This is a genomic window from Nonomuraea gerenzanensis (genome assembly GCF_020215645.1).
GTDB classification, from domain to species: domain Bacteria; phylum Actinomycetota; class Actinomycetes; order Streptosporangiales; family Streptosporangiaceae; genus Nonomuraea; species Nonomuraea gerenzanensis.
The window spans coordinates 7,221,563-7,242,343 of the sequence record NZ_CP084058.1; the positions used below are offsets into that span (position 1 = coordinate 7,221,563).

Annotated in this window: 7 protein-coding genes; all 7 read left to right on the forward strand. The window is 74.5% G+C overall.

Annotated features, from left to right (window positions below):
• Positions 1–55 precede the first annotated feature (55 nt).
• The 7 genes from LCN96_RS33705 to LCN96_RS33740 are packed head-to-tail and all read left to right on the forward strand — an operon-like array spanning position 56 to position 20,776.
• Positions 56–5,923 (forward strand): non-ribosomal peptide synthetase, encoded by a 5,868-nt coding sequence (locus tag LCN96_RS33705; RefSeq protein WP_225266464.1) that lies wholly within the window; start codon positions 56–58, stop codon positions 5,921–5,923.
• A 23-nt stretch (positions 5,924–5,946) separates the two neighbouring features.
• Positions 5,947–13,551 carry a non-ribosomal peptide synthetase/type I polyketide synthase gene (locus LCN96_RS56805; protein WP_263657349.1) on the forward strand — a complete coding sequence of 2,535 codons (7,605 nt, stop codon included), beginning with the start codon at positions 5,947–5,949 and terminating at the stop codon, positions 13,549–13,551.
• A gap of 17 nt (positions 13,552–13,568) precedes the next feature.
• Positions 13,569–14,159 carry a DUF6817 domain-containing protein gene (locus LCN96_RS33720; protein ID WP_225266465.1) on the forward strand — a complete coding sequence of 197 codons (591 nt, stop codon included), beginning with the start codon at positions 13,569–13,571 and terminating at the stop codon, positions 14,157–14,159.
• Positions 14,159–17,269, forward strand: a complete 3,111-nt coding sequence (locus LCN96_RS33725; protein WP_225266466.1) for a non-ribosomal peptide synthetase — start codon at positions 14,159–14,161, stop codon at positions 17,267–17,269. The genes LCN96_RS33720 and LCN96_RS33725 overlap by 1 nt, the downstream gene beginning before the upstream one ends.
• Positions 17,266–18,285 carry a TauD/TfdA family dioxygenase gene (locus LCN96_RS33730; protein WP_225266467.1) on the forward strand — a complete coding sequence of 340 codons (1,020 nt, stop codon included), beginning with the start codon at positions 17,266–17,268 and terminating at the stop codon, positions 18,283–18,285. The genes LCN96_RS33725 and LCN96_RS33730 overlap by 4 nt, the downstream gene beginning before the upstream one ends.
• Positions 18,282–19,562: a phenylacetate--CoA ligase family protein gene (locus tag LCN96_RS33735; RefSeq protein WP_225266468.1), complete on the forward strand. Its 1,281-nt coding sequence runs from the start codon at positions 18,282–18,284 to the stop codon at positions 19,560–19,562. Before LCN96_RS33730 ends, LCN96_RS33735 begins: the two co-directional genes overlap by 4 nt.
• The gene (locus LCN96_RS33740; protein WP_225266469.1) at positions 19,562–20,776 is read left to right on the forward strand and encodes an aminotransferase class V-fold PLP-dependent enzyme; all 1,215 of its coding nucleotides are present in this window, start codon (positions 19,562–19,564) and stop codon (positions 20,774–20,776) included. The genes LCN96_RS33735 and LCN96_RS33740 overlap by 1 nt, the downstream gene beginning before the upstream one ends.
• Positions 20,777–20,781 lie beyond the last annotated feature (5 nt).

Sequence of the window (20,781 nt, forward strand, 5' to 3'; positions counted from 1 at the left end):
CCTCTTCCTTGCTTCGTCGGTCGCCGAGCCATGCCCTGTGAAGGAGAGAACGCACGTGGTGCACCTTCCCGATCCCTGGAGCCGGGGCGAGGATCCGCCCGCGGTCCTCGGCCTGCCCGCCGACCGGCTGGCGCCGGAGTTGTGCCCCCCGCGTGGCGGTCCGGTGCCGGTCGTGCTGGGTGGCGCGACCGTCCGGCGGCTCGGTGAGGTCGCGGCCGCGTACGGGACGGACCGGGGCGTTCCGCTGCTGGCGGCGTTCACGCTGCTGCTCGGCCGCTACGCGCGGGCCACCGAGGTCAGCGTGACCCTGGCGACGGCCGGCGAGCCGGCGGTCGTCCGGGCGCGCTGGCACGACGGGCTCACCTTCGCCCGGTTCCTCGCGGCGGTGCGAGCGGGCGTACCGGACGGCGTGGAGGAGCTACGCGCGTTCCAGGTCCCGCGCCCCGCCCTGGAGATGCGCTGGGACGGCGCCGCGCACGGCGTGATCACCTACGACGCGGGCGTCTTCGAGCAGGCGACCATGGAACGGTTCGCCGGGCACTTCGTGACCCTGCTGGAGTCCGCCCTCGCCACGCCCGCGGCGCCACTCCACCGGCTCGCGCACACCACGGCCGCCGAGCGGGCCCTCCTGCGAGCCTGGGGCACCGAGCCCGCGAGAGCGCCGGTCACCAGCGTCGTCGAAAGCTTCCTGGAACGTTCCATCACGACGCCGGACGCCGTGGCCCTGGAGTTCGAGGACGGGACGCTGACCTACGGCGAGCTGCACGCGCGGGCGCACCACCTGGCGATCGCGCTGCGCTCGCGCGGCGTGACGGCGGAGAGCGTCGTCGGGCTGGCCATGGAGCGCTCGTCGGCGCTGGTCGTCGCCATGCTCGCGGTGCTGATGGCCGGGGCGGCCTACCTGCCGCTGGACCCGGGGCATCCGGACGCGCGGCTGGCGTACATGGTGGAGGACAGCGGTGCCTGCCTGGTGCTCACCGACCGCCCCCTCTCCCTCCCAACCGGGGTGCCGACCACCGACCCTCGCACGCTCGTCGGCGCTGCGGTGCCGGACGCCGCCCCTGGAGCGCTGCCGGCCGGGGCCGCTCCGCTCGGAGCGCCGCCGCACCCGGAGCAGCAGGCGTGCGTGTTGTTCACGTCCGGCTCGACCGGCCGGCCCAAGGGTGTCACGATCACCCATCGCGGCATCGTGCGCCTGGTCCGCGACGCCGCCTACCTCGGCTGGGGCCCGTCCGACGTGATCGGGCAGGTGGCGAACACCTCGTTCGACGCGGCCACGTTCGAGATCTGGGGCGCGCTGCTGAACGGCGCCCGGCTGGCCGGCGTCCCCCGGCACGAGGTGCTCTCCCCGGCGGCGCTGCGCCGGCGCATCGAGACGGGCGGCCTGACCTCGATGCTGCTCACCACGTCGGTCTTCCACCGCTGCGCGGACGCGGACCCGGCCATGTTCCGGCCGCTGCGCACGCTCTTCTTCGGCGGCGAGGCGGCCGACCCGCGGCGGGTGCGCGCCGTGCGCGCCGCCGCCCCCGGCGTGCGGCTGGTGAACGCCTACGGCCCGACGGAGTGCACCACGATCGCGACCTGCCACGACGTCACCGCCCTCCCGCCGGAGACGACGGCCCGGCTCCCCATCGGCCGGCCGATCAGCGGCACCGTCGCCTACGTGCTCGACCGCCACGGCGGGCACGCGGGCGTGGGCGTGCCCGGTGAGCTGCACCTGGGCGGCCCCGGCCTGGCGCGCGGGTACGCGGGCCGTCCCGGGCCGACCGCCGAGCGGTTCGTGCCGAGCCCGTTCGGGTCCGGGGAACGGCTCTACCGGACGGGGGACGTGGCCCGGTGGCGGGGGGACGGGCTGCTGGAGTACCTGGGGCGTACCGACGCGCAGGTGAAGATCCGCGGCGTGCGCATCGAGCCGGACGAGATCGCGACCGTCCTCGGCACCCATCCCGGCGTGACGGCGGCGGTGGTCACCGTCATCGGGGAGGGCGAGCAGGCGGCCCTGGCCGCGTACGTCGTCGCGCGCGGCGGCTCGCGGGCCGAGCTGCGCTCGTTCCTGGCGGAGCGGCTCCCCGCCGCGATGGTGCCCGCCTGGTACGTGCCTCTCGGTGAGCTGCCGGTGACCCCGAACGGCAAGGTGGACCTCGCCGCCCTCCCCCGCCCGACGGAACACGACACGGTGCGCGCCGAGCTGCGCGTCCCGCCCCGGGGTCCGGCCGAGGAGGTGGTCGCCCAGGTCTGGGCCGAGCTGCTGCGGCTGCCGGACGTCTGCGCGAACGAGGACTTCTTCGCGCTCGGCGGCGACTCCCTGCTGGCGGCGCAGGCGGTGACCAGGGTCGCGGAGCGGCTCGGGGTCACGCCGAGCGTCCGCGACCTGTTCGAGGCGCCCACGGTGGCGGCGTTCGCCCGCCGGGCCGCGGCGTCCGGCTCCACGCGCGCCCGGCCGCCGATCGTGCCCGCCGGGCCGGGGCCGGCGCCGTTGTCCTTCGCCCAGCAGCGGCTGTGGTTCCTGGATCGGCTGGTGCCCGGTGGCTCGCTCTACAACGTGGCGCTGGCGCTGACGTTCGACGGGGAGCTCGATCAGGACGCTCTGCGTGAGGCCCTGCGGGAGCTGGTGCGGCGCCACGCCGCGTTGCGGACGCGGGTGGTGGAGGGGGTGGATGGGGAGCCGTACCAGGTGGTGGCGGATCTGGAGCTGGACCTGGAGGTGGTGGAGCTGCGCGGGCTGCCCGGCGCCGAACGGGACGCGGTGGTGTCGCGGCGCGGGCGGGAGGAGGCGGCGCTGCCGTTCGAGCTGCTCGCCGGGCCGCTCTTCCGTGTCCGCTTGCTGCGGCTCGGGGAGCGGCGGTGCGTGGTGTTGATGACGATGCATCACCTGGTGTGCGACGGCTGGTCGGTGGGGGTGCTCGTCCGCGACCTCGGGGCGCTCTACCGGGCGGCGCTCGACGCTGCGGGCGGCACTGCGGGCGGCACTGCGGGCGGCACTGCGGGCGGCGCTGGGAGGGGGCCGTTGCCGCCGGTGCCGGTCCAGTACAGGGATTACGCCGTGTGGCAGCGGGCCTGGCTCGGCGGGGCCGTGCGGGCGGAGCAGCTCGCGTACTGGGTGGATCGCCTGGCCGGTGCGCCGCCCGTCCTGGAGCTGCCCACCGACCGTCCGCGCCCGGCCGCTCCCCGGCACGCGGGCGGCACCGTTCCCGTACGGCTGTCGGCGGGGCTGACGGCCCGGCTCGACGAGACCGGCCGGCGACTCGGCGCGACCCGGTTCATGACCCTGCTCGCGGTCTTCATGCTGCTGCTCGGCCGGTACGCGGGGGTCAGGGACGTCAGCGTCGGCACCCCGGTGTCGGGGCGGGGGCGTCCCGAGCTGGAGGACGTGGTCGGGTTCTTCGTGAACACGCTGGTGCTGCGGGCGCGGTGGGACGAGCGCATGACCTTCGCCGAGTTCCTGGCGGTCGTCAGGGACGCGACGCTGGGGGCCTTCGAGCATCAGGATGTGCCGTTCGAGCAGGTCGTGGAGGCGGTGCGGCCGGCGCGCGAGCCGGGGCGGACGCCGTTGTTCCAGGTGATGATGTCGATGCAGGACGTGCCGGAGGGGGTGGCCGTCACACCAGGGGTGTCGATGGGGGTGCGTGAGCTGGTCGGCACGGTGGCGAAGTTCGATCTCACGTTGGTGTGGGACGAGGGGGGCGGGGGTGAGCTGCGCGGGGGGATCGAGTACGACGTCGAGCTGTTCGAGCGGGCGACTGTGGAGCGGGTCGCGGGGCATCTCGTGCGGCTGCTGGAGTGTGCGGTGGCGGCGCCGGAGACGCGGCTGGCCGGGCTGTCGATGCTCGGCGAGGGGGAGGCCGGCTCCCTTCTGGGCGGTCCAAGTGATCCGGGCGAGCGCACGAGCACCGGCACAGGCCGCGAAGCTCCCCCATCTCTGCTGGAGCTGCTCGCCTCGGCGGTCGCCCGATGGGGCGGGCGGACGGCGGTCAGCCAGGGCGGGCGGTCGCTGAGCTACGCCGAGCTGGCCGACCGTTCCGACCGGATCTGCGCCTTCCTGCGCGGACGCGGCGTCGGGCCGGGCAGCTCGGTCGTCGTACGGATGGAGCGCTGCCCCGACTGGCCCGCCGCCCTGATCGGCGTCATGAAGGCGGGCGCCGCCTACGTGCCGGTCGACGTGGCCGCCCCGCGAGGCAGGCTGGAGCAGGTCCTCGCCGACTCGGGGGCCGCCCTGCTGCTGGGCTCGCGGGCGTGCGCCGGACCGACCGCCCACGGGGTGCCCGTCGTCGCCGTCGAGGACGCGATCGCCGAGGGCGGCCCGGTCACCGGCCCTGAGCCCGAGGTCTCCCCGGCGGCGACGGCGTACGTGCTCTACACGTCCGGAACGACAGGCGCTCCCAAGGGCGTCTGCGTCAGCCAGGCGAACCTCGCGCACACCCTCACCGCCGTCGCCGGCCGCTACGGCTTACGGCCCGACGACCGGGTGCTCCAGTTCGCCTCCCTCGCTTTCGACGTCGCGGCGGAGGAGCTGTTCGCCACCCTGATCCGGGGAGCGCGCGTGGTGCTGCTGCCCGAGGGGCCGGTGCCGGGCATCGACGAGCTGACCGGCCTGGTCCGGCGCGAGCTGCTCACCGTCCTGAACCTTCCGGCCTCCTACTGGCACGAGTGGGTGGCGGTGCTCGGACAGCATCCGGTCAGTGACTGCCCCGCTCTCAGGCTCGTGGTGGTGGGCAGCGAACGGGTGGACGCGGGACGGCTGGCCGAATGGCGGGCGGCGTGCCCGCCGGGGGTGCGCTGGCTGAACGCGTACGGGCCGACGGAGGCCACCATCACCGCCACCGTCCACGAACCGGACGAGGCCGACCGGGCCGGTGAGGCGACTGTGCCGATCGGGAGGCCGCTGGCTGGTGTCCGTGCGTACGTGCTGGACGAGCTGCTGCGGCCGGTCCCCCTTGGTGTCCACGGAGACCTTCACCTGGCCGGGGGCGGTGTCGCTCAGGGGTATCTCGCGGATCCCGTGCTTACCGCCGAGCGGTTCCTGCCCGATCCCTGGGGGCGTCCGGGCGAGCGCATGTATGCCACCGGTGACCGGGCCCGGGTGGATGCCGGGGGGACGCTGCACTTCCTCGGCCGCGACGATGACCAGGTCAAGCTGCGTGGGTTCCGGATCGAGCTCGGGGAGGTGGAGGCGGCTCTGGCCGCGCATCCGTGGGTGCGGGAGGCGGCGGTGGTGCTGCGCGAGGACGTTCCGGGCGGGGCTGCGCTGGTGGCCTATGCGGCGCTGTCCGGCGCTGCCACGCCTATCGCGTTGTCCGGCGCCGGCTCACCTGCCGCGCCGGCCGATGACGCCACGCTCGCGGAGCTGCGCAGGCATCTCGCGGCGTGCCTGCCCGGCTACATGCTGCCGGCCGCGATCGTCGTCGTGGACGGCCTGCCGCGCGGCGAACGCGGCAAGATCGACCGGCGCGCGCTCCCGGCTCCGGCGCCTGGCCCCCTGGCACCTCACGCCCCGCCGCCGGACGTCGGGCGCCATCCGGCCGATCCCCCTGCGGCGGAGGCGAGGGAGCGCCCAGCCGGAGTCCCGCCAGCAGGCGCCGAAGACCGGCCGGCTCGGGTGCCGCTGGTGGGTGAGATGGAGCGGCTGGTGGCCGCCGTCTGGGCCGAGGTGCTCGCGGTCGAGCAGGTGGGCGCCGAGGACAACTTCTTCGAGGCCGGCGGCCACTCCCTGCTCATCCTGCGGGTGCAGTCCCGGCTGGCCGAGCGGCTGGGGCGGCGGATCCCGGTGGCGGACCTGTTCCAGTTCCCCACCGTACGGAGCCTGGCCCGGCATCTCGCCGCCGCCGGCGACGCGCACCCCTCCCCCGGCGAGGCGGGGTGCCGCCGCGCCGACGCACGCAAGGCGCATTCGCGCACCCCGGCACCGCGGAGGTCTCCCCGGTGACGCCCGCAACCTTGGAGACAGGAATGACCGACGACATCATGAACGACGGCGCGGTGGCCATCGTGGGCATGGCCCTGCGGGTCCCCGGGGCCGACACCCTGGACGCCTTCTGGGCCAACCTGCGCGACGGCGTCGAGTCGATCACCACGTTCACCGACGAGGAGCTGCGCGCCGACGGCGTCACGCCGGAGCAGGCCGCCCGCCCCGGCTACGTGCGCAGGCTCGGCGTGCTCGCCGACATGGCGGGCTTCGACGCGGCCTTCTTCGGCTTCTCCCGCCGCGAGGCCCAGCTGCTCGACCCGCAGCACCGGCTGCTGCTGGAGTGCGCGTGGGAGGCGCTGGAGCACGCGGGCCTCGCCTCGGGTACGGACACGGTCACGGGCGTGTACGCCGGCGTGGGCGAGAGCGCCTACCTCCACCACAACCTGCTGCCCAACGGCGACCTGGTGGAGCGGGTCGGCGCCTTCCAGACCTCCATCGGCAACGACAAGGACTTCGTGCCGACGCGGATCTCGTACAAACTGGACCTGCGCGGGCCCAGCGTCAGCGTGCAGACCGGCTGCTCGACGTCCCTGGTCGCCGTGCACCTGGCCTGCCAGGCGCTGAACGGCGGCGAGTGCGACGTGGCGCTGGCCGGCGGCGCGACCGTCCTGCCGCAGCGGCGGGGCTACCTGCACGAGCCGGGCGGGATCAGGTCGTCCGACGGGCGCTGCCGCGCGTTCGACGCCGCAGCGGACGGCACCGTGGCCGGCAGCGGCGCCGCGGTGGTGGTCCTGAAGCGGCTCGAGCAGGCGCTGGCCGACGGGGACCTGATCCACGCCGTCATCCGCGGCTCGGCCGTGAACAACGACGGCGCGCGGAAGGTCGGGTTCACCGCGCCGAGCGTCGAGGGCCAGGCCGACGTGATCGCGGAGGCGCTCGCCGTCGCCGGCGTGGAGCCGTCCGGCATCTCCTACGTCGAGGCGCACGGCACCGGCACACCGCTGGGCGATCCCGTCGAGCTCGCCGCGCTCAAGAGCGCCTTCGGCGACGCCCCGGCGGGCGGCTGCGCGATCGGCTCCGTCAAGACGAACATCGGCCACCTCGACACGGCGGCCGGGGCGGCCGGGCTGATCAAGACGGTGCTCGCGCTCAAGGCCAGGCAGCTGCCGCCCTCGCTGCACTTCACCGAGCCGAACCCGCAGCTCGGGCTGGAGGGCAGCCCCTTCCACGTGAACGCCGCCCTGACGCCGTGGCACGGGGAACGGCTGCGGGCCGGGGTCAGCTCGTTCGGCATCGGTGGCACGAACGCGCACGTCGTCCTGGAAGAGGCGCCCGTGCGCGCCCCGGCGGCGGAGGCCGAAGGCCGGGCCGCGCACGTCCTGCCGATCTCCGCCGCGACGCCCGCCGCGCTGGAGCGGATCGCCGCCAGGCTCGCCGGCCATCTCCGGGCGAACCCGGGCGAACGTCTCGCGGAGGTCGCCGCCACCCTGCAGCACGGCCGCCGGTCACTGCCTCATCGCGCCGCCATCGTCGTGGGCGCCGTGGGCGGCGCAGGCGAGGCTGCGGAGATGCTGGGGGCGGGTGTCCGGGCGCGGCACGCCGTGGACGGTGACCGCCCCGTGGTCTTCGCCTTCCCCGGGCAGGGCACGCAGAGCACGGGCATGGCGCGGGCGCTCCACGAGCAGGAGCCGGTGTTCCGCGAGGAGGCCGGCCGGGCCGCGACCCTGCTGCGGTCGCTCACGGGCGTCGACGTCCGCGCGGCACTGGGGCTGGGCGAGCCATCGCAAACCACCGGGCAGGAGATCGACCGGACGGCGCTCACCCAGCCGGCCCTGTTCGTCATGGAGTACGCCCTCGCCCGCCTGTGGCAGTCCTGGGGCGTGCGGCCCGCCGCCCTGCTGGGGCACAGCCTGGGCGAGCTGGTGGCCGCGTGCGTCGCCGGAGTGATGTCCCTGAAGGACGCGCTGCGCCTGGTGGCCGCGCGGGGCCGGCTCATGCAGGGCGCCCCGGCTGGCGCGATGACCGCCGTCCCGCTGCCGGAGGGCGAGGTCGTGCCGCTGCTGGGCGGCGACCTGGACCTGGCCGCCGTGAACGGCCCGCGCGTGTGCGTGGTCGCCGGCCCCTTCGAGGCGGTGGAGGCGTTCGAGGCGCTGCTCGCCGGGCGCGGCACCGGCTCCAGCCGCCTGCGCACCTCGCACGCCTTCCACTCTCGGCTGATGGACGACGCCGCGGCCGCCTTCGAGCGCGAGGCCGGGCGGATCCGGCTGTCACCTCCCGCCATCCCGTTCGTGTCGAACGTCACCGGCGGGTGGATCACCGATGAGCAGGCCACCAGCCCCGCGTACTGGGCGCGGCAGATCCGCGCCACCGTGCGCTTCGACGACGGCCTGCGCACGGCGCTCGGCACCGGAGCGGCGCTGGTGGAGCTGGGGCCTGGCCAGGTGCTGACGAGGCTGGCCCGGGTGGCGGGCGCGGAGGCGGTCGCCACCCTGCCCGAGAGCAACGGGCTGCTCGCCGCGGTCGGTGAGCTGTGGTGCCGGGGGGTCGCGATCGACTGGGCGGCGCCGGCGGGCGGGGTCGTACCGCGCCGCACGGTGCTGCCGGGCTACCCCTTCGAGCGCGAACGGTGCTGGATCGACCCGCCGCGCGCCACCGTACCGAGCCCGCGTGACACCACGGACGAGCCGCACGCCGACGCCCGAGACGTGCAGGCCGGCGGACGGGAGCCGCACCCCACCGCCGCCACCGAGCCGCCGGCGCAGGGCGACCCCACCGAGCTGGAGATCGCCGCGATCTTCGCCGACCTCCTCGGCACCCCCGGCATCGGCCCCGACGACGGCTTCTTCGAGCTGGGCGGCCACTCCCTGCTCGCCACCCAGCTCGTCGCCCGCGTCCGCGCCCTGCTGAACGTCGACATCCCGCTGCGCACCTTCGTCGAGCACCCCACGATCCGCGGCCTGGCACGCGCGGTGCACGCCGCCCGCGCCACGGCCGGGGAGGCGGAGCCGGCGGCGTTGCCGGTCATCGTCCCCGACCCCGGCGCCGCCGGCGAGCCCTTCCCGCTGACCGACGTGCAGCAGGCCTACTGGATCGGCAGGACGGGCGTCTTCGACATCGGCAACGTCGGCATGCACGGCTACGAGGAGTTCGAGGTGGCCGAGCTGGACCTGCCCCGGCTGGAGCGTGCGTTCCGCCGGCTGATCCGGCGCCACGGGATGCTGCGCGCGGTGGTGCTGCCGCACGGCGAGCAGCGAATCCTCGACGAGGTGCCCGGCTACGTGATCGCCGCGCAGGACGTGCGCGGGCTGCCGGAGGCGGAGGTGCGCGCGGCGCTGGAGGCCACCCGTGGCGCCATGTCGCACCAGGTGTTCGTGCCGGAGCGGTGGCCGCTGTTCGAGCTGCGCGCCACCGTCATGGACGGCGGCAGGACCCGCCTGCACTACGGCATCGACGGCCTGATCACCGACGCGCGCAGCTCGAACCTGCTGCTCCAGGAGCTGTCCGCCCTCTACCGCGACCCCGACAGGGAGCTGCCCGAGCCGGAGCTCTCCTTCCGCGACTACGTCCTGGCCGAGAAGAGCCTGGAGGAGAGCGAGCCGTACCGGCGCGCGGAGGCGTACTGGCGCGAGCGCGTGCCGGGCTTCGCGCCCGCGCCCGAGCTGCCGCTGGCCCGCGACCCCGGCGAGATCGACGCGCCCCGCTTCAGCCGGGTGAGCGGGACGCTCGACGAGCGCTCCTGGGAGCGGGTCAGGGCGGCCGCCTCGCGGCGCGGGGTCACCCCGACGGCGCTGCTCGTGGCGGCGTACGGCGAGGCGCTGGCGACCTGGTCGAAGAGCCGCAGGTTCACGCTCAACCTGCCGATGGCGAACCGGCTGCCGCTGCACCCGGGCGTGAACGCCGTCGTCGGCGACTTCACCTCGGTGACGCTGCTGGAGGTCACCGCCGGCGGCGGCTCCTTCGCCGAGCGGGCCCGCGCCGTGCGCGACCAGCTCCTCGCCGACCTCGACCACCGGCTCTTCAGCGGCGTGCGCGTGCTGCGCGAGCTGAAGAAGGTACGTCAGGACGCGGCGATGCCGGCGGTGTTCACCAGCCTCTTCCTGGACCACGGTCAGGACACCGGGATCGGCGAGGAGGTCTACAGCATCTCCCAGACGCCGCAGGTGTGGATCGACGCCCAGGTCTTCGAGTCCGGCGGCCGTCTGGTGCTGGACATCGACGCGGTGGACGGCCTCTTCCCCGAGGGCTTGGTCGCCGCCGTCCACGGGGCCACGCTGGAGCTGTTGCGGTGGCTGGCCGGGGACGAGGCGCGGTGGGACGAGGCGCCGCCGTCCCTGCTGCCGGCCGCGGACCGGGCCATGCAAGAGCGGTACAACCGCACTGCGGGGCCCCGGCCGGTGGGCCTGCTGCACGAGCCGTTCTTCGCCCTGGCCGAGCGCGCGCCCGACCGCCCGGCCGTCGTCACCGGGACGCGCACGCTGACGTACGGCGAGCTGGCGTGCCGGGCCCGGGTGATCGCCGGCCGGCTGGCGGCCCTGGGCGTGCGGACGGACGAGCTGGTCGCCGTGGTGATGGACAAGGGCTGGGAGCAGTGCGCCGCCGTGCTCGGGATCCTCGCCGCGGGCGCCGCCTACCTGCCGGTGGACGCGGACTTCCCCGAGGAACGCATCCGATTCCTGCTCGACCACGGCCGGGTGCGGGCGGTCCTGACGCAGTCGCACGTGGCCGGGAGGCTGGGCGAGGCACTGGGCACCGACACAACGGGCGCGCTCATGGCGGGCGCGCCGCAGGCCGGGCGCGTGGTGTTCCGGGTGGACGCGCTGCCCGCGGGCCCCGCCGTGCCCCCGGAGACACCGTGCGCCACCCGCCCCGGCGACCTCGCGTACGTGATCTTCACGTCGGGCTCGACCGGCGTGCCCAAGGGTGTGATGATCAGCCACCGCGGCGCCCTGAACACGGTCGTGGACGTCAACGACCGCTTCGGGATCGGCGAGCGGGACCGGACGCTGGCCCTGTCGTCGCTCAGCTTCGACCTGTCCGTCTACGACCTGTTCGGCCCCCTGTCCGCCGGCGGCGCCGTGGTCGTCCCCGACGCCGGCGCGCACCGCGACCCCGCCGCCTGGCTGCGGCTGGCCGAGCAGGCCGGGGTGACGGTGTGGAACTCGGTGCCCGCGCTGATGGAGCTCCTGGTCGAGCACCTGATCGTGAAGGAGGAGAGCAGCCGGGCGCTGCGGCTGGTGATGCTGAGCGGCGACTGGTTCCCCGTCACCCTGCCGGAGCGGATCAGGCGGGTGCTGGGCGAGCCGGAGATCGTCAGCCTCGGCGGCGCGACGGAGGCGTCCATCTGGTCGATCCTCTACCCGGTGGGCGACGTGCCCGCCGGCTGGCCGAGCATCCCGTACGGGCGGCCGATGCGGAACCAGACCTTCCACGTCCTCGACGACCTGCTGCGGCCCCGGCCGGTCGGTGTCCCCGGTGACCTGTACATCGGCGGCGCCGGCCTGGCCGAGGGGTACCTGCGTGACGACGAGCGTACGGCGGCGGCGTTCATCCGCCACCCGGTGACCGGCGAGCGCCTCTACCGGACGGGGGATCTGGGCCGGTTCCTGCCGAGCGGCGACATCGAGTTCCTCGGCCGGGAGGACTTCCAGGTCAAGGTGCAGGGCTACCGGATCGAGCTGGGCGAGATCGAGACGGCGCTGGCGCGGCACCCGGACGTGCGCGGCGCGGTCGCCACCGTGCACGGGGAGCCGCGCGGCGCCAAGCGGATCGTCGCCTTCGCCGTCCCGGAGGAGGGGCGCCCGCTCCCGGCCGGCCTGCGGGGCTTCCTGGCCGAGCGGCTGCCCGAGTACATGGTGCCGAGCGCCTTCGTCGAGCTCGCGGCCCTGCCGCTGACCGCGAACGGCAAGGTGGACCGCAAGGCGCTGGTGGTGAGCGAGCGCGCGTTCGAGGACGTGGCGGCGTACGAGGCGCCCGCGACGCCGGTCGAGGAGATCATCGCCGGGGTGTGGGCGGGCATGCTGCGGGTCGAGCGGATCGGGCGGCACGACCACTTCTTCGAGCTGGGCGGCGACTCGCTGATGGCCATGCGCACGGTCGTGCACCTGCGCAAGGAGCTGGGCCTGGAGATCCCCATCAGGGTGCTGTTCGACAGCCCGACGCTGGCGGGCATCGCGGCGGTGATCGAGGAGCTGCGGCGCGGCGGCGGGTCCCCGGCCGTCCCCGGGCCCGTCGCCGGAGAGGGCGGGCGGGACGCCGCCGGGCAGGACCGCGCCGGGCAGGGCGGGCGGGACGCCGTGCCGCTGACGGCCGCGCAGGCCCGGCTCTGGTTCCACGACCAGCTCGCGCCGGGCAGCACCACCTACAACCTGGTGCAGCCGTTCCGGCTGACGGGCCCACTCGACGTGGCGGCCCTGCGCGGCGCGTTCGAGATCTTCGTCCAGCGGCACGACGTCCTGTCCCTGTCCTTCGGGACGGCGGGCCAGGTTCCGCACGGCGGACGGCCACTGGACTTCCACCTCGCCGACCTGGGCGAGGAGCCGGTGGAGCAGGTGATCGCCGAGGAGGCGCGCACCCCGTTCGACCTGGCGGCAGGGCCGCACTTCCGGGTGCGGCTGCTGCGGGCCGCGCCCGAGGAGCACGTGCTGATCGTCTCGGTGCACCACATCGTCTGGGACGGCTGGTCCACCTCGATCATGGTGCGCGAGATCAGCGCGCTCTACCGGGACCGGTCCGCGCTGCCCGCCCCCGGCGTGAGCTACGCCGACGTGGCGGTGTGGGAGGCCGAGCAGTCCGCCTCGGGCGGCTTCGCGGCGCAGCTCGACTTCTGGCGGCGCCGGCTCGCCCCTCCCCTGCCGGTGCTGGCGCTGCCCACCGACGGCCGGATCGACGGCTCCGGGGTGGTGGAGGGGGCGCGCGTGGCGTTCGCGATCGACCCGGACGTGGCCGCCGGTTTCAAGCGGGTGTGCAACGCGGAGCGGGCCTCCACGTTCATGGGCTACCTGGCGGCGTGGCAGGTGCTGCTGCAGTGGTGGTGCCGGCAGCAGGACGTCATCGTCGGGGTGCCGGCGGGCCACCGGGCCCACCCGCAGCTGGAGAGCACGATCGGGTTCCTCGTCAACAGCCTCGCCATCCGGACCAGGTTCGACGGCGACCCCTCGTTCGCGGACGTGCTGCGGCAGGTCAGGGAGCGGGCGCTGGAGGCGTACGCGAACCAGGACGTGCCCTTCGACCACGTCGTGCAGGCCGTCAACCCGGCCCGCCGCGCGGGCGAGTCGGCGCCGCTGTTCCGCACCTGGTTCCTGCTGGAGGACGTGCCGCTGCCGGAGTGGGACCTGCCCGGCGTGCGCGCCGAGGAGCTGGACGCGGAGTTCCTGCTCTCCGTGCACGACATCAAGCTCACGCTCATGGCCACGGCCGGGGGCGGCATGGCGGGTGGCATCGACTACCGCTCCGGCCTCTTCACCGAGGGCACGGTACGGCGGCTGACGCGCTGCCTGAACGCCCTGGTGAGCCTGCTGTCCACCCGGCCGGAGACGAAGCTCGGCCTGATCAACCGCACCCTGGAGGACCTGTGGGAGGGCAAGGCGGAGACCCGCAGGCAGCGCTCCTGGAACGACATCCGCACGCACCGCGTGCCCACCCGATAGAGAACGGGGAACCTTCCATGCTGGATGCCGAGAGCTATCGCGGCGAGCTGGTCCGGCTGGGCCTGCACAAGATCGCCCATCAGGACGAGACGCTGCTCGACCACATGTTCAGGGCCTGCTCGATCATGCAGGACATGCGGGCCGAGGACCACGTGTGCCTCGCGGCCCTCTTCCACGGCGTGTACGGGACCGAGGGCCTGCACAACGACGACGTCGAGGCCATCCCCGAGAGCAGGCGGGCCGAGGTCAGATCGGTCGTCGGCCCCGAGGTGGAGCAGATGATCTTCACCTTCTCGGTCATGAGCTACGCGTCGCTCGGAAAGAGCTTCCGCAACGTGATGCGTGTGAGCGGGAGACCGGAGATGAAGGACCGGCGGACCGGCGCCGACATCCCGCTGGACCGGGCCGCGTTCTTCGACATCTTGCGCATGAAGCTGGGTGACGTGCTGGCGCACATGCCGCAGCAGGCCGGCAACTCCCAGCTCAACCTGCCGGCGGAGTACTCCGGCTTCTGGAAGGTCGCCGCCGAGTACCTCGGCGACGACGCCGTCAACACCTGGAACAAGTACACGGAGAGGCAGCTGTGGATCGACCAGGAGCAGAGCTGATGTCCCAGGAGTGGGCGGGTTTCCGCCTCTCCAAGCAGCAGGAGCACGTGCTCGGCCTCGCCTCGGGCGGCCTGGCCGGCCGGACCGTCGCCGGGGTGGGCCTGCCGGGCCCGGTGGACCGCGAGGTGCTGGAGCTGGCCGCCCGCGACGTGGTGGCCGCCCACGAGAGCCTGCGGACCGCGTACCGGCAGGTGCTCGGCGAGAACAGCACCGTGCTGATGGTGATCGAGGACGACCCGCGCGTCCACGCGGTGGAGGCGGCCGGCGACGGCGCGGCCCTGGCCGCGCTCGCCCGCGCGGAGACGCCCGGGGCGGAGCACGTGCCGCGGCTCATCCTGTTCGCCCACGCCGACGGGCGGCGCTCGCTCGTCGTCTCGGCGCCGCGGCTGAGCATGGACGGCGCCTCGGCGCGGGTGTTCTTCCGTGACCTGGGGCAGGCGTACGCCTCCCGGCTGCGCGGCACGCCGTGGAGCCGCGACGACGTCGTCCAGTACGCCGACTACGCGCAGTGGCAGTTCGAGGAGGGCGCGCCGAGCGACCGCCAGCGGGAGGCCGCGGCCGGCCGCGACGCCCGGCTCGCGGACCTGCCGCCGCTGCACCTGCCGCTGGAGCTGCGCTGCGACGCGGCGGAGCACGAGGACCTGACGTGGACGCTGCCCGCGCCGCTGGCCGGGCGGCTGCGGAGCCTGGCGCGGGAGCTGGACGCGGGGCTGCGCGGCGTGCTGCTGACCGGCTGGCTCGCCGCGCTCTGGCACGCCACGGGACGGCCGGAGCGGCTGGCGGTCTGCGCGACGCTGACGCGGCGGCCGTTCCAGGAGCTGCTCGGCTCGATCGGGCAGTTCGCCACGCCGATGCCGGTCCTGGCCGCGATCGACGAGGAGACGACGCTGGACGGGCTGCTGCGGGCGGTGGACCTGGAGCTGGACTCGGCTGAGCAGGCGGGTGAGAGCGCGATGCAGCCGGCCCGGCAGCACGCCCGCACCCTGCCGGGCTTCGCCTGCCACGACGCCGCCGCGCCGGAGGTGCCGGGCTGGTCGGGGCTGTGGGTGGAGCCGGCCGACGAGGGGCGCAAGGTCGGCCTCTCGGTGCTGGACGTGGACGGCGAGGTCCGCCTGACGCTGCGGCACCAGGCGGGCGGCCTGGCCGAGGGCGGGGCCGAGGCGCTGCTCGCGTGCCTGCGGGCCACCGTGGCGGCGCTGGGGGGCGACCTCTCGGCGACCGTGCACGAGCTGGCGATGCTGGACGAGGAGGCGGCACGCGCGCTGGTGACCGCCACCAATCCCGCAGAACCGCCCATGCGGACGGCGGAGCACTGGCACCGGCGCTTCGAGCGGAGCGCGGAGCGGGTGCCCGGCGCCACGGCGCTCAGATCGGCCACCCGCACCTGGACCTACCGCGACCTCGACCAGGCCGCCGACCGCCTGGCAGGCGAGCTGGCCGACCGCGGCGTGGGCCCGGGCACGCTGGTCGGCCTCCATCTGGAACGTTCCGCCCTGGCCGTCGTCTCGATGCTGGCGATCGCCAAGGCCGGCGCCGCGTACGTGCCGGTCGACCCGAGCCTGCCCGCCGGACGCCGCTTCACCATCATGGCCGCGGCCGGCTTCACCCACGTGGTGGCCACCCAGGAAACGGCGGCGGACCTGCCCGCGGGCTGCGAGGCCGTCCTCGTGGACGAGGACCTGACGAGCTGCGCCGGGCGCCCGGCCGTGCGCCCCGACGTGCGCCCCGACGTGCGCACGACGGACGACGACCCGGCCTACGTCCTGTTCACCTCGGGCTCCACCGGCGTGCCGAAGGGCGTGCGGGTCGGCCACGGGCAGCTGGCCGCCTACCTGGACGGCGTGCTCGACCGCCTCGGGCTGACCGGGCCGGTCGACTCGGTCGCGCTCAGCACCCTGGGCACCGACCTGGGCAACACCGCCCTGTTCCCACCGCTGCTCAGCGGCGGCGAGCTGCTGGTCGTCGCGCCCGAGGTGTCGGCGGACGCACAGGCGCTGGCGGAGCTGCTCAGCGAGGAGAGCTACGACCTCCTCAAGATCACGCCCACGCACCTGGAGTCCGTCTTCGCCGTGGCCGACGCCCCTGAACGGCTGATGCCGCGTCAGGCTCTGGTCGTGGGCGGGGAGCCGTTCGGGTGGGGCGCGTACAACCTGTTCCGCGGCTTTCTCGGCGGCTGCCGGCTCTACAACCACTACGGCCCGACCGAGACGACCGTCGGCGTGCTCTGCGGCGAGGTCACCTCGGGTGAGGCGGCCGTCCTGGCCTCCACGGTGCCGCTCGGCACGCCGATGCGGCACGCGCGCGCGTACGTGCTGGACCCGCGCGGCAGGCCGTTGCCCGCCGGGCTGCCGGGTGAGCTGTGGATCGGCGGCTCGTCCGTGTCGCAGGGCTACCTGTCCGGCACGGCGGAGCAGCGGGAGCGGTTCGCCGCCGACCCGTTCTCGCCGGAGCCGTCGGCGCGGATGTACCGCTCGGGGGACAAGGTGCGGCTGCTGCCCGGCGGGAGCGTGGAGTTCCTCGGCCGTACCGACCGGCAGGTCAAGGTGCGCGGCTTCCGGGTGGAGCTGGGCGAGATCGAGGCGGTCATGCGCCGGCATCCGCGGGTGACCGGCAGCCTGGCCGTGGAGGCGGGCGAGAGCGCGGGCGCGCACCTCGTCGGCTACCTGATCGACGCCGAGGGCGGGCGCGGGCCCGCGGAGTGGCTGCGGCCCTTCCTGGCGGAGCGGCTGCCGGAGTTCATGATCCCGGCGCACCTGGTGGCGCTGGACGCGTTCCCGGTGACGAGCACCGGGAAGATCGACGCCTCGATGTTGCCGGAGCCCGGCAGCTTCGCGGGCGCGGACGCGGCGGCCTACGTCGAGCCGCGCACCGGGACCGAGGCCAGGGTCGCCGGCATCGTGGCGCGGCTGCTGCTGCTCAACCGGGTGGGCGCCGACGACGACTTCTTCGACGTGGGCGGCCACTCGCTGCTGGCGACGCAGCTCATCGCCAAGCTGCGCGACGACTTCAAGGTGGACATCAAGCTGCGCAACCTGTTCGAGCGTCCGGTCGTGTCGGAGCTGGCCGAGTTCATCGACGGGCTCCTGGAGAAGAAGGCGGAAGAGTCATGACGAACCAGACGACGGCGGCGGGCTCCAGGGGGCGCTTCGGCGGCTCGCGCCGATCGATCCCGGTCAGCGGGGAGTCGCTGGTCAGCGTGTCCCCGCTGCTCGACGGGTCGCGGGCGGTGCTGTGCACGCCCACCGTCGCCGGCCTCGACGCGCGGGAGTGGCTGGCCGGCTCGGGCGGCACGCTGGCGCGGCTGCGCGACGAGCACGGGGCCGTCCTGCTGCGTGGTTTCACCCCGCTGGACGCCGGCGGGCTCGCCGCGCTGGCCACCGCGCTCACCGGCGGGCTGCGCGACTACGACAACCGCTCGACCCCGCGCCGGCGGGTGGACGGCAACGTCTTCACCTCGACGGAGTACCCGCCGGACCAGACCATCCCCCAGCACAACGAGATGTCGTACACGGCGTCGTGGCCGGCCACGCTCTTCCTGACGTGCCTGGTCCCCGCCGCCGAGGGCGGCGAGACGCCCGTGGCCGACAGCGCCCGCGTCCTGAGCAGGCTGCCCGCCGCCACCCGCGAGCGTTTCGAGCGCCACGGCGTCATGTACGTGCGCAACTTCGGCCACGGCCTGGACCTGAGCTGGCAGGAGGTCTTCCAGACGCAGAGCCGCGAGGAGGTCGGCGCCTACTGCGCGCGCCACGGCATCCAGGCGGAGTGGCTCGGCGGGGAGCGGCTGCGCACCCGGCACGTGGTGCAGGCCACGGTCACGGCGCGGGCGAGCGGCGAGCGGGTCTGGTTCAACCAGGCGCACCTGTTCCACGTCAGCTCGCTGCCCGAGGAGGTGCGGCACGAGCTGCTGGCGAGCTTCGAGGAGGACGAGCTGCCGCGCAACGCCATGTACGGCGACGGCAGCGCGCTGCTGGCGGAGGACCTGGCGCAGATCCGCGCGGCGTACGACGCCGAGGAGATCGCGCTGCCGTGGCAGGCGGGCGACGTCATGATCGTCGACAACGAGCAGTTCTCCCACGGCAGGCGGCCCTACTCGGGGGCCCGCTCGGTCCTGGTGGCCATGGCATGACCGGCCGGGCCACGTTCGAGGCCGTACGCGAGGAGATCGCCTACGCCTTCGACAACACCGTCTTCTTCCGCAGGCACATGGAGGCCCACGGGCTGCGGCCCGAGGACATCAAGGACGCCGGCGACCTCCTGCGCATCCCGCCGACGTCCAAGCCGCACTACCGGCGCAACTTCCCGGCGGGTGTGCTGGCCAGGGGTTACACCCTCAGCTCCGCGCACGTCATGCGCTTCCAGAGCTCGGGGACGTCCGGCGACCGGCTCAACAGCGCCGTCCTGTCCTACGACCTGGCGCGCCGTCAGGCGACCGCGATCGGCGTGAACCGCCGCTTCGACGAGCTGTGGCGGCCCGGGAACCGTCCCAGGATCTGCCGGTTCGCGCCGCCGAACTGCTCGGATGTGGAGTGCGCGACGGGCTTCTCCACGATGAAGGACCGGACGCTGCCGGACGGCACGCTGGTGCTGACCGTCGCGCACGACCTGCTGGCCACGCCCGAGTGGCAGGTCGTCAAGGCCCTGGACGAGATCGAGCTGTACCAGCCGGACCTGCTGGTGGTGGACCCGACCCACTTCGCGTTCCTGACCAGGTGGGCGCGGCGGCTCGGCCGCGGGATCACCTCGCCGCGCCCGTTGCACGTCGTGTGCGGCTACACGCTGATGACGCGGGTGGCGCGCCGCCAGATCGAGACCTTCATGGGGCCGCGGTGCCCGATCGGCGACATGCTCGGCATGTCCGAGCTGGGCTACCTCGGGTTCGAATGCCATCTCGGGCGGCGGCACATCAACGACAGGGACTTCTACGTGGAGTTCGTCGAGGACGGCGAGCCGGTCGAGGAGGGGCGGCCGGGCGAGCTGTATGTCACGACCGTGGACGACGGCCTGGTGCCGCGCATCCGGTACGCCACCGGCGACTGGTTCACCCCCGTCGGCGGCGCGTGCGCCTGCGGCAGCGACCTGCCGGTGGTGCGGGTGGAGGGCCGGGTCACGCACATGATCAGGCTGCCGGACGGCCGCACGGTCACGCCGGGCGCGCTGGACGCGGTGGTCGGCGACGCCCCGTGGATCGACCTGTACAAGCTGGAGCAGGACCGCACCGGCGCGTGCGTCTTCCGGTACGTCCCCGCCGCAGGGAGCACGCCGGACGAGACGCTCGCGCCGCGCCTGACCCGGGCCCTGGCGCCGAACCCGGTCCGCGTCGAGGCCGTGGACTACCTCCCCTGCGAGCGCAGCGGCAAGTTCCAGTCGTGCGTCTCCCATCTCTCCGCGGAAGGCGGTGCGTGATGAGCCATCGGGACGACTTCCCCGCCCTGCGCCGTCAGATCGACGGGCAGGCGATCGCGTACCTGGACAACGCGGCCACGACCCTGAAGCCGCGCCCGGTCATCCAGGCGATCACCGACTACTACGAGGGCAACGGCGCGAACATCCACCGCGGCAAGCACCGGCTGTCGGAGGAGGCCTCGGACGCCTACGAGGCCTCCCGCGTGTCGATCGCCGGTCACCTGGGCGCGGCGGCGAACGAGGTGGTCCTGCTCCGCAACACGAGCGAGGCGCTCAACCTGGTCGCCAGCGGCCTCGGCCTGGCCCCGGACGCCTACGTCGTGGGCTGCCTGGACGCCCACCACTCGCAGCTGCTGCCGTGGCGGCGGGCCGGCCGCCTGGAGCTGGCGCGGGTGGACGCCCACGGCCGGCTCGACCGTGACCACTTCCGCGCGCTGCTGCGGGGCCGGCCGGCGGTGGTGGCGCTGACGTACTGCTCGAACGTCACCGGCGTCGTGCACCCGATCCAGGAGCTGGCCGCCGAGGTGCGGGCCGCCTGCGACGCGACGATCGTGGTGGACGCCGCGCAGTACCTGCCGCACCGGCGCGTCGACGTGCGCGCGCTGGACGTGGACTTCCTGGCCTTCTCGATGCACAAGATGCTGGGCCCCACGGGCGTCGGCTGCCTGTACGGGCGCAGCAGCCGGCTGGCCGCGCTGCGCCCGCTGACGGTGGGCGGCGGCATGGTGGACTGGGTCGACCTCGACGGCAGCGTCGAGCGGCGCATCCCGTTCACGTTCGAGACGGGCACGCCCGCGATCGCCTCGGTCATCGGCTCCGCGGCGGCGATCCGCTACCTGGAGGCCCTGGACACGCCGGAGCGCCACGAGCACGAGCGGGCGCTGCGCGCGGCCGTGGTCGGCGGGGCGCTGGACCGGCCCGGGGTGCGCCTGATCGGCCCGCCGGACCAGCGCGACCGGATCGCGCTGGCGACCCTGCGGCTGGAGCGCGGCGTCCCGGCCGGGGAGGTGGCCCGCATGCTGAGCGACTCCTACGGGTTCATGGTGCGCAGCGGCCATCTGTGCGCGCAGCCGCTGGTCACCGAGCTGGCCGGCGGTGAGACGCTGCGGGTCTCGGCCTACCTCTACAACGAGGTGAGCGAGATCGAGCGCTTCTACCAGGCACTGGACGAGCTGCTGGCCTGGATGGGCCCCGTCGCCGCCGGCGCGCGCTGATCCGA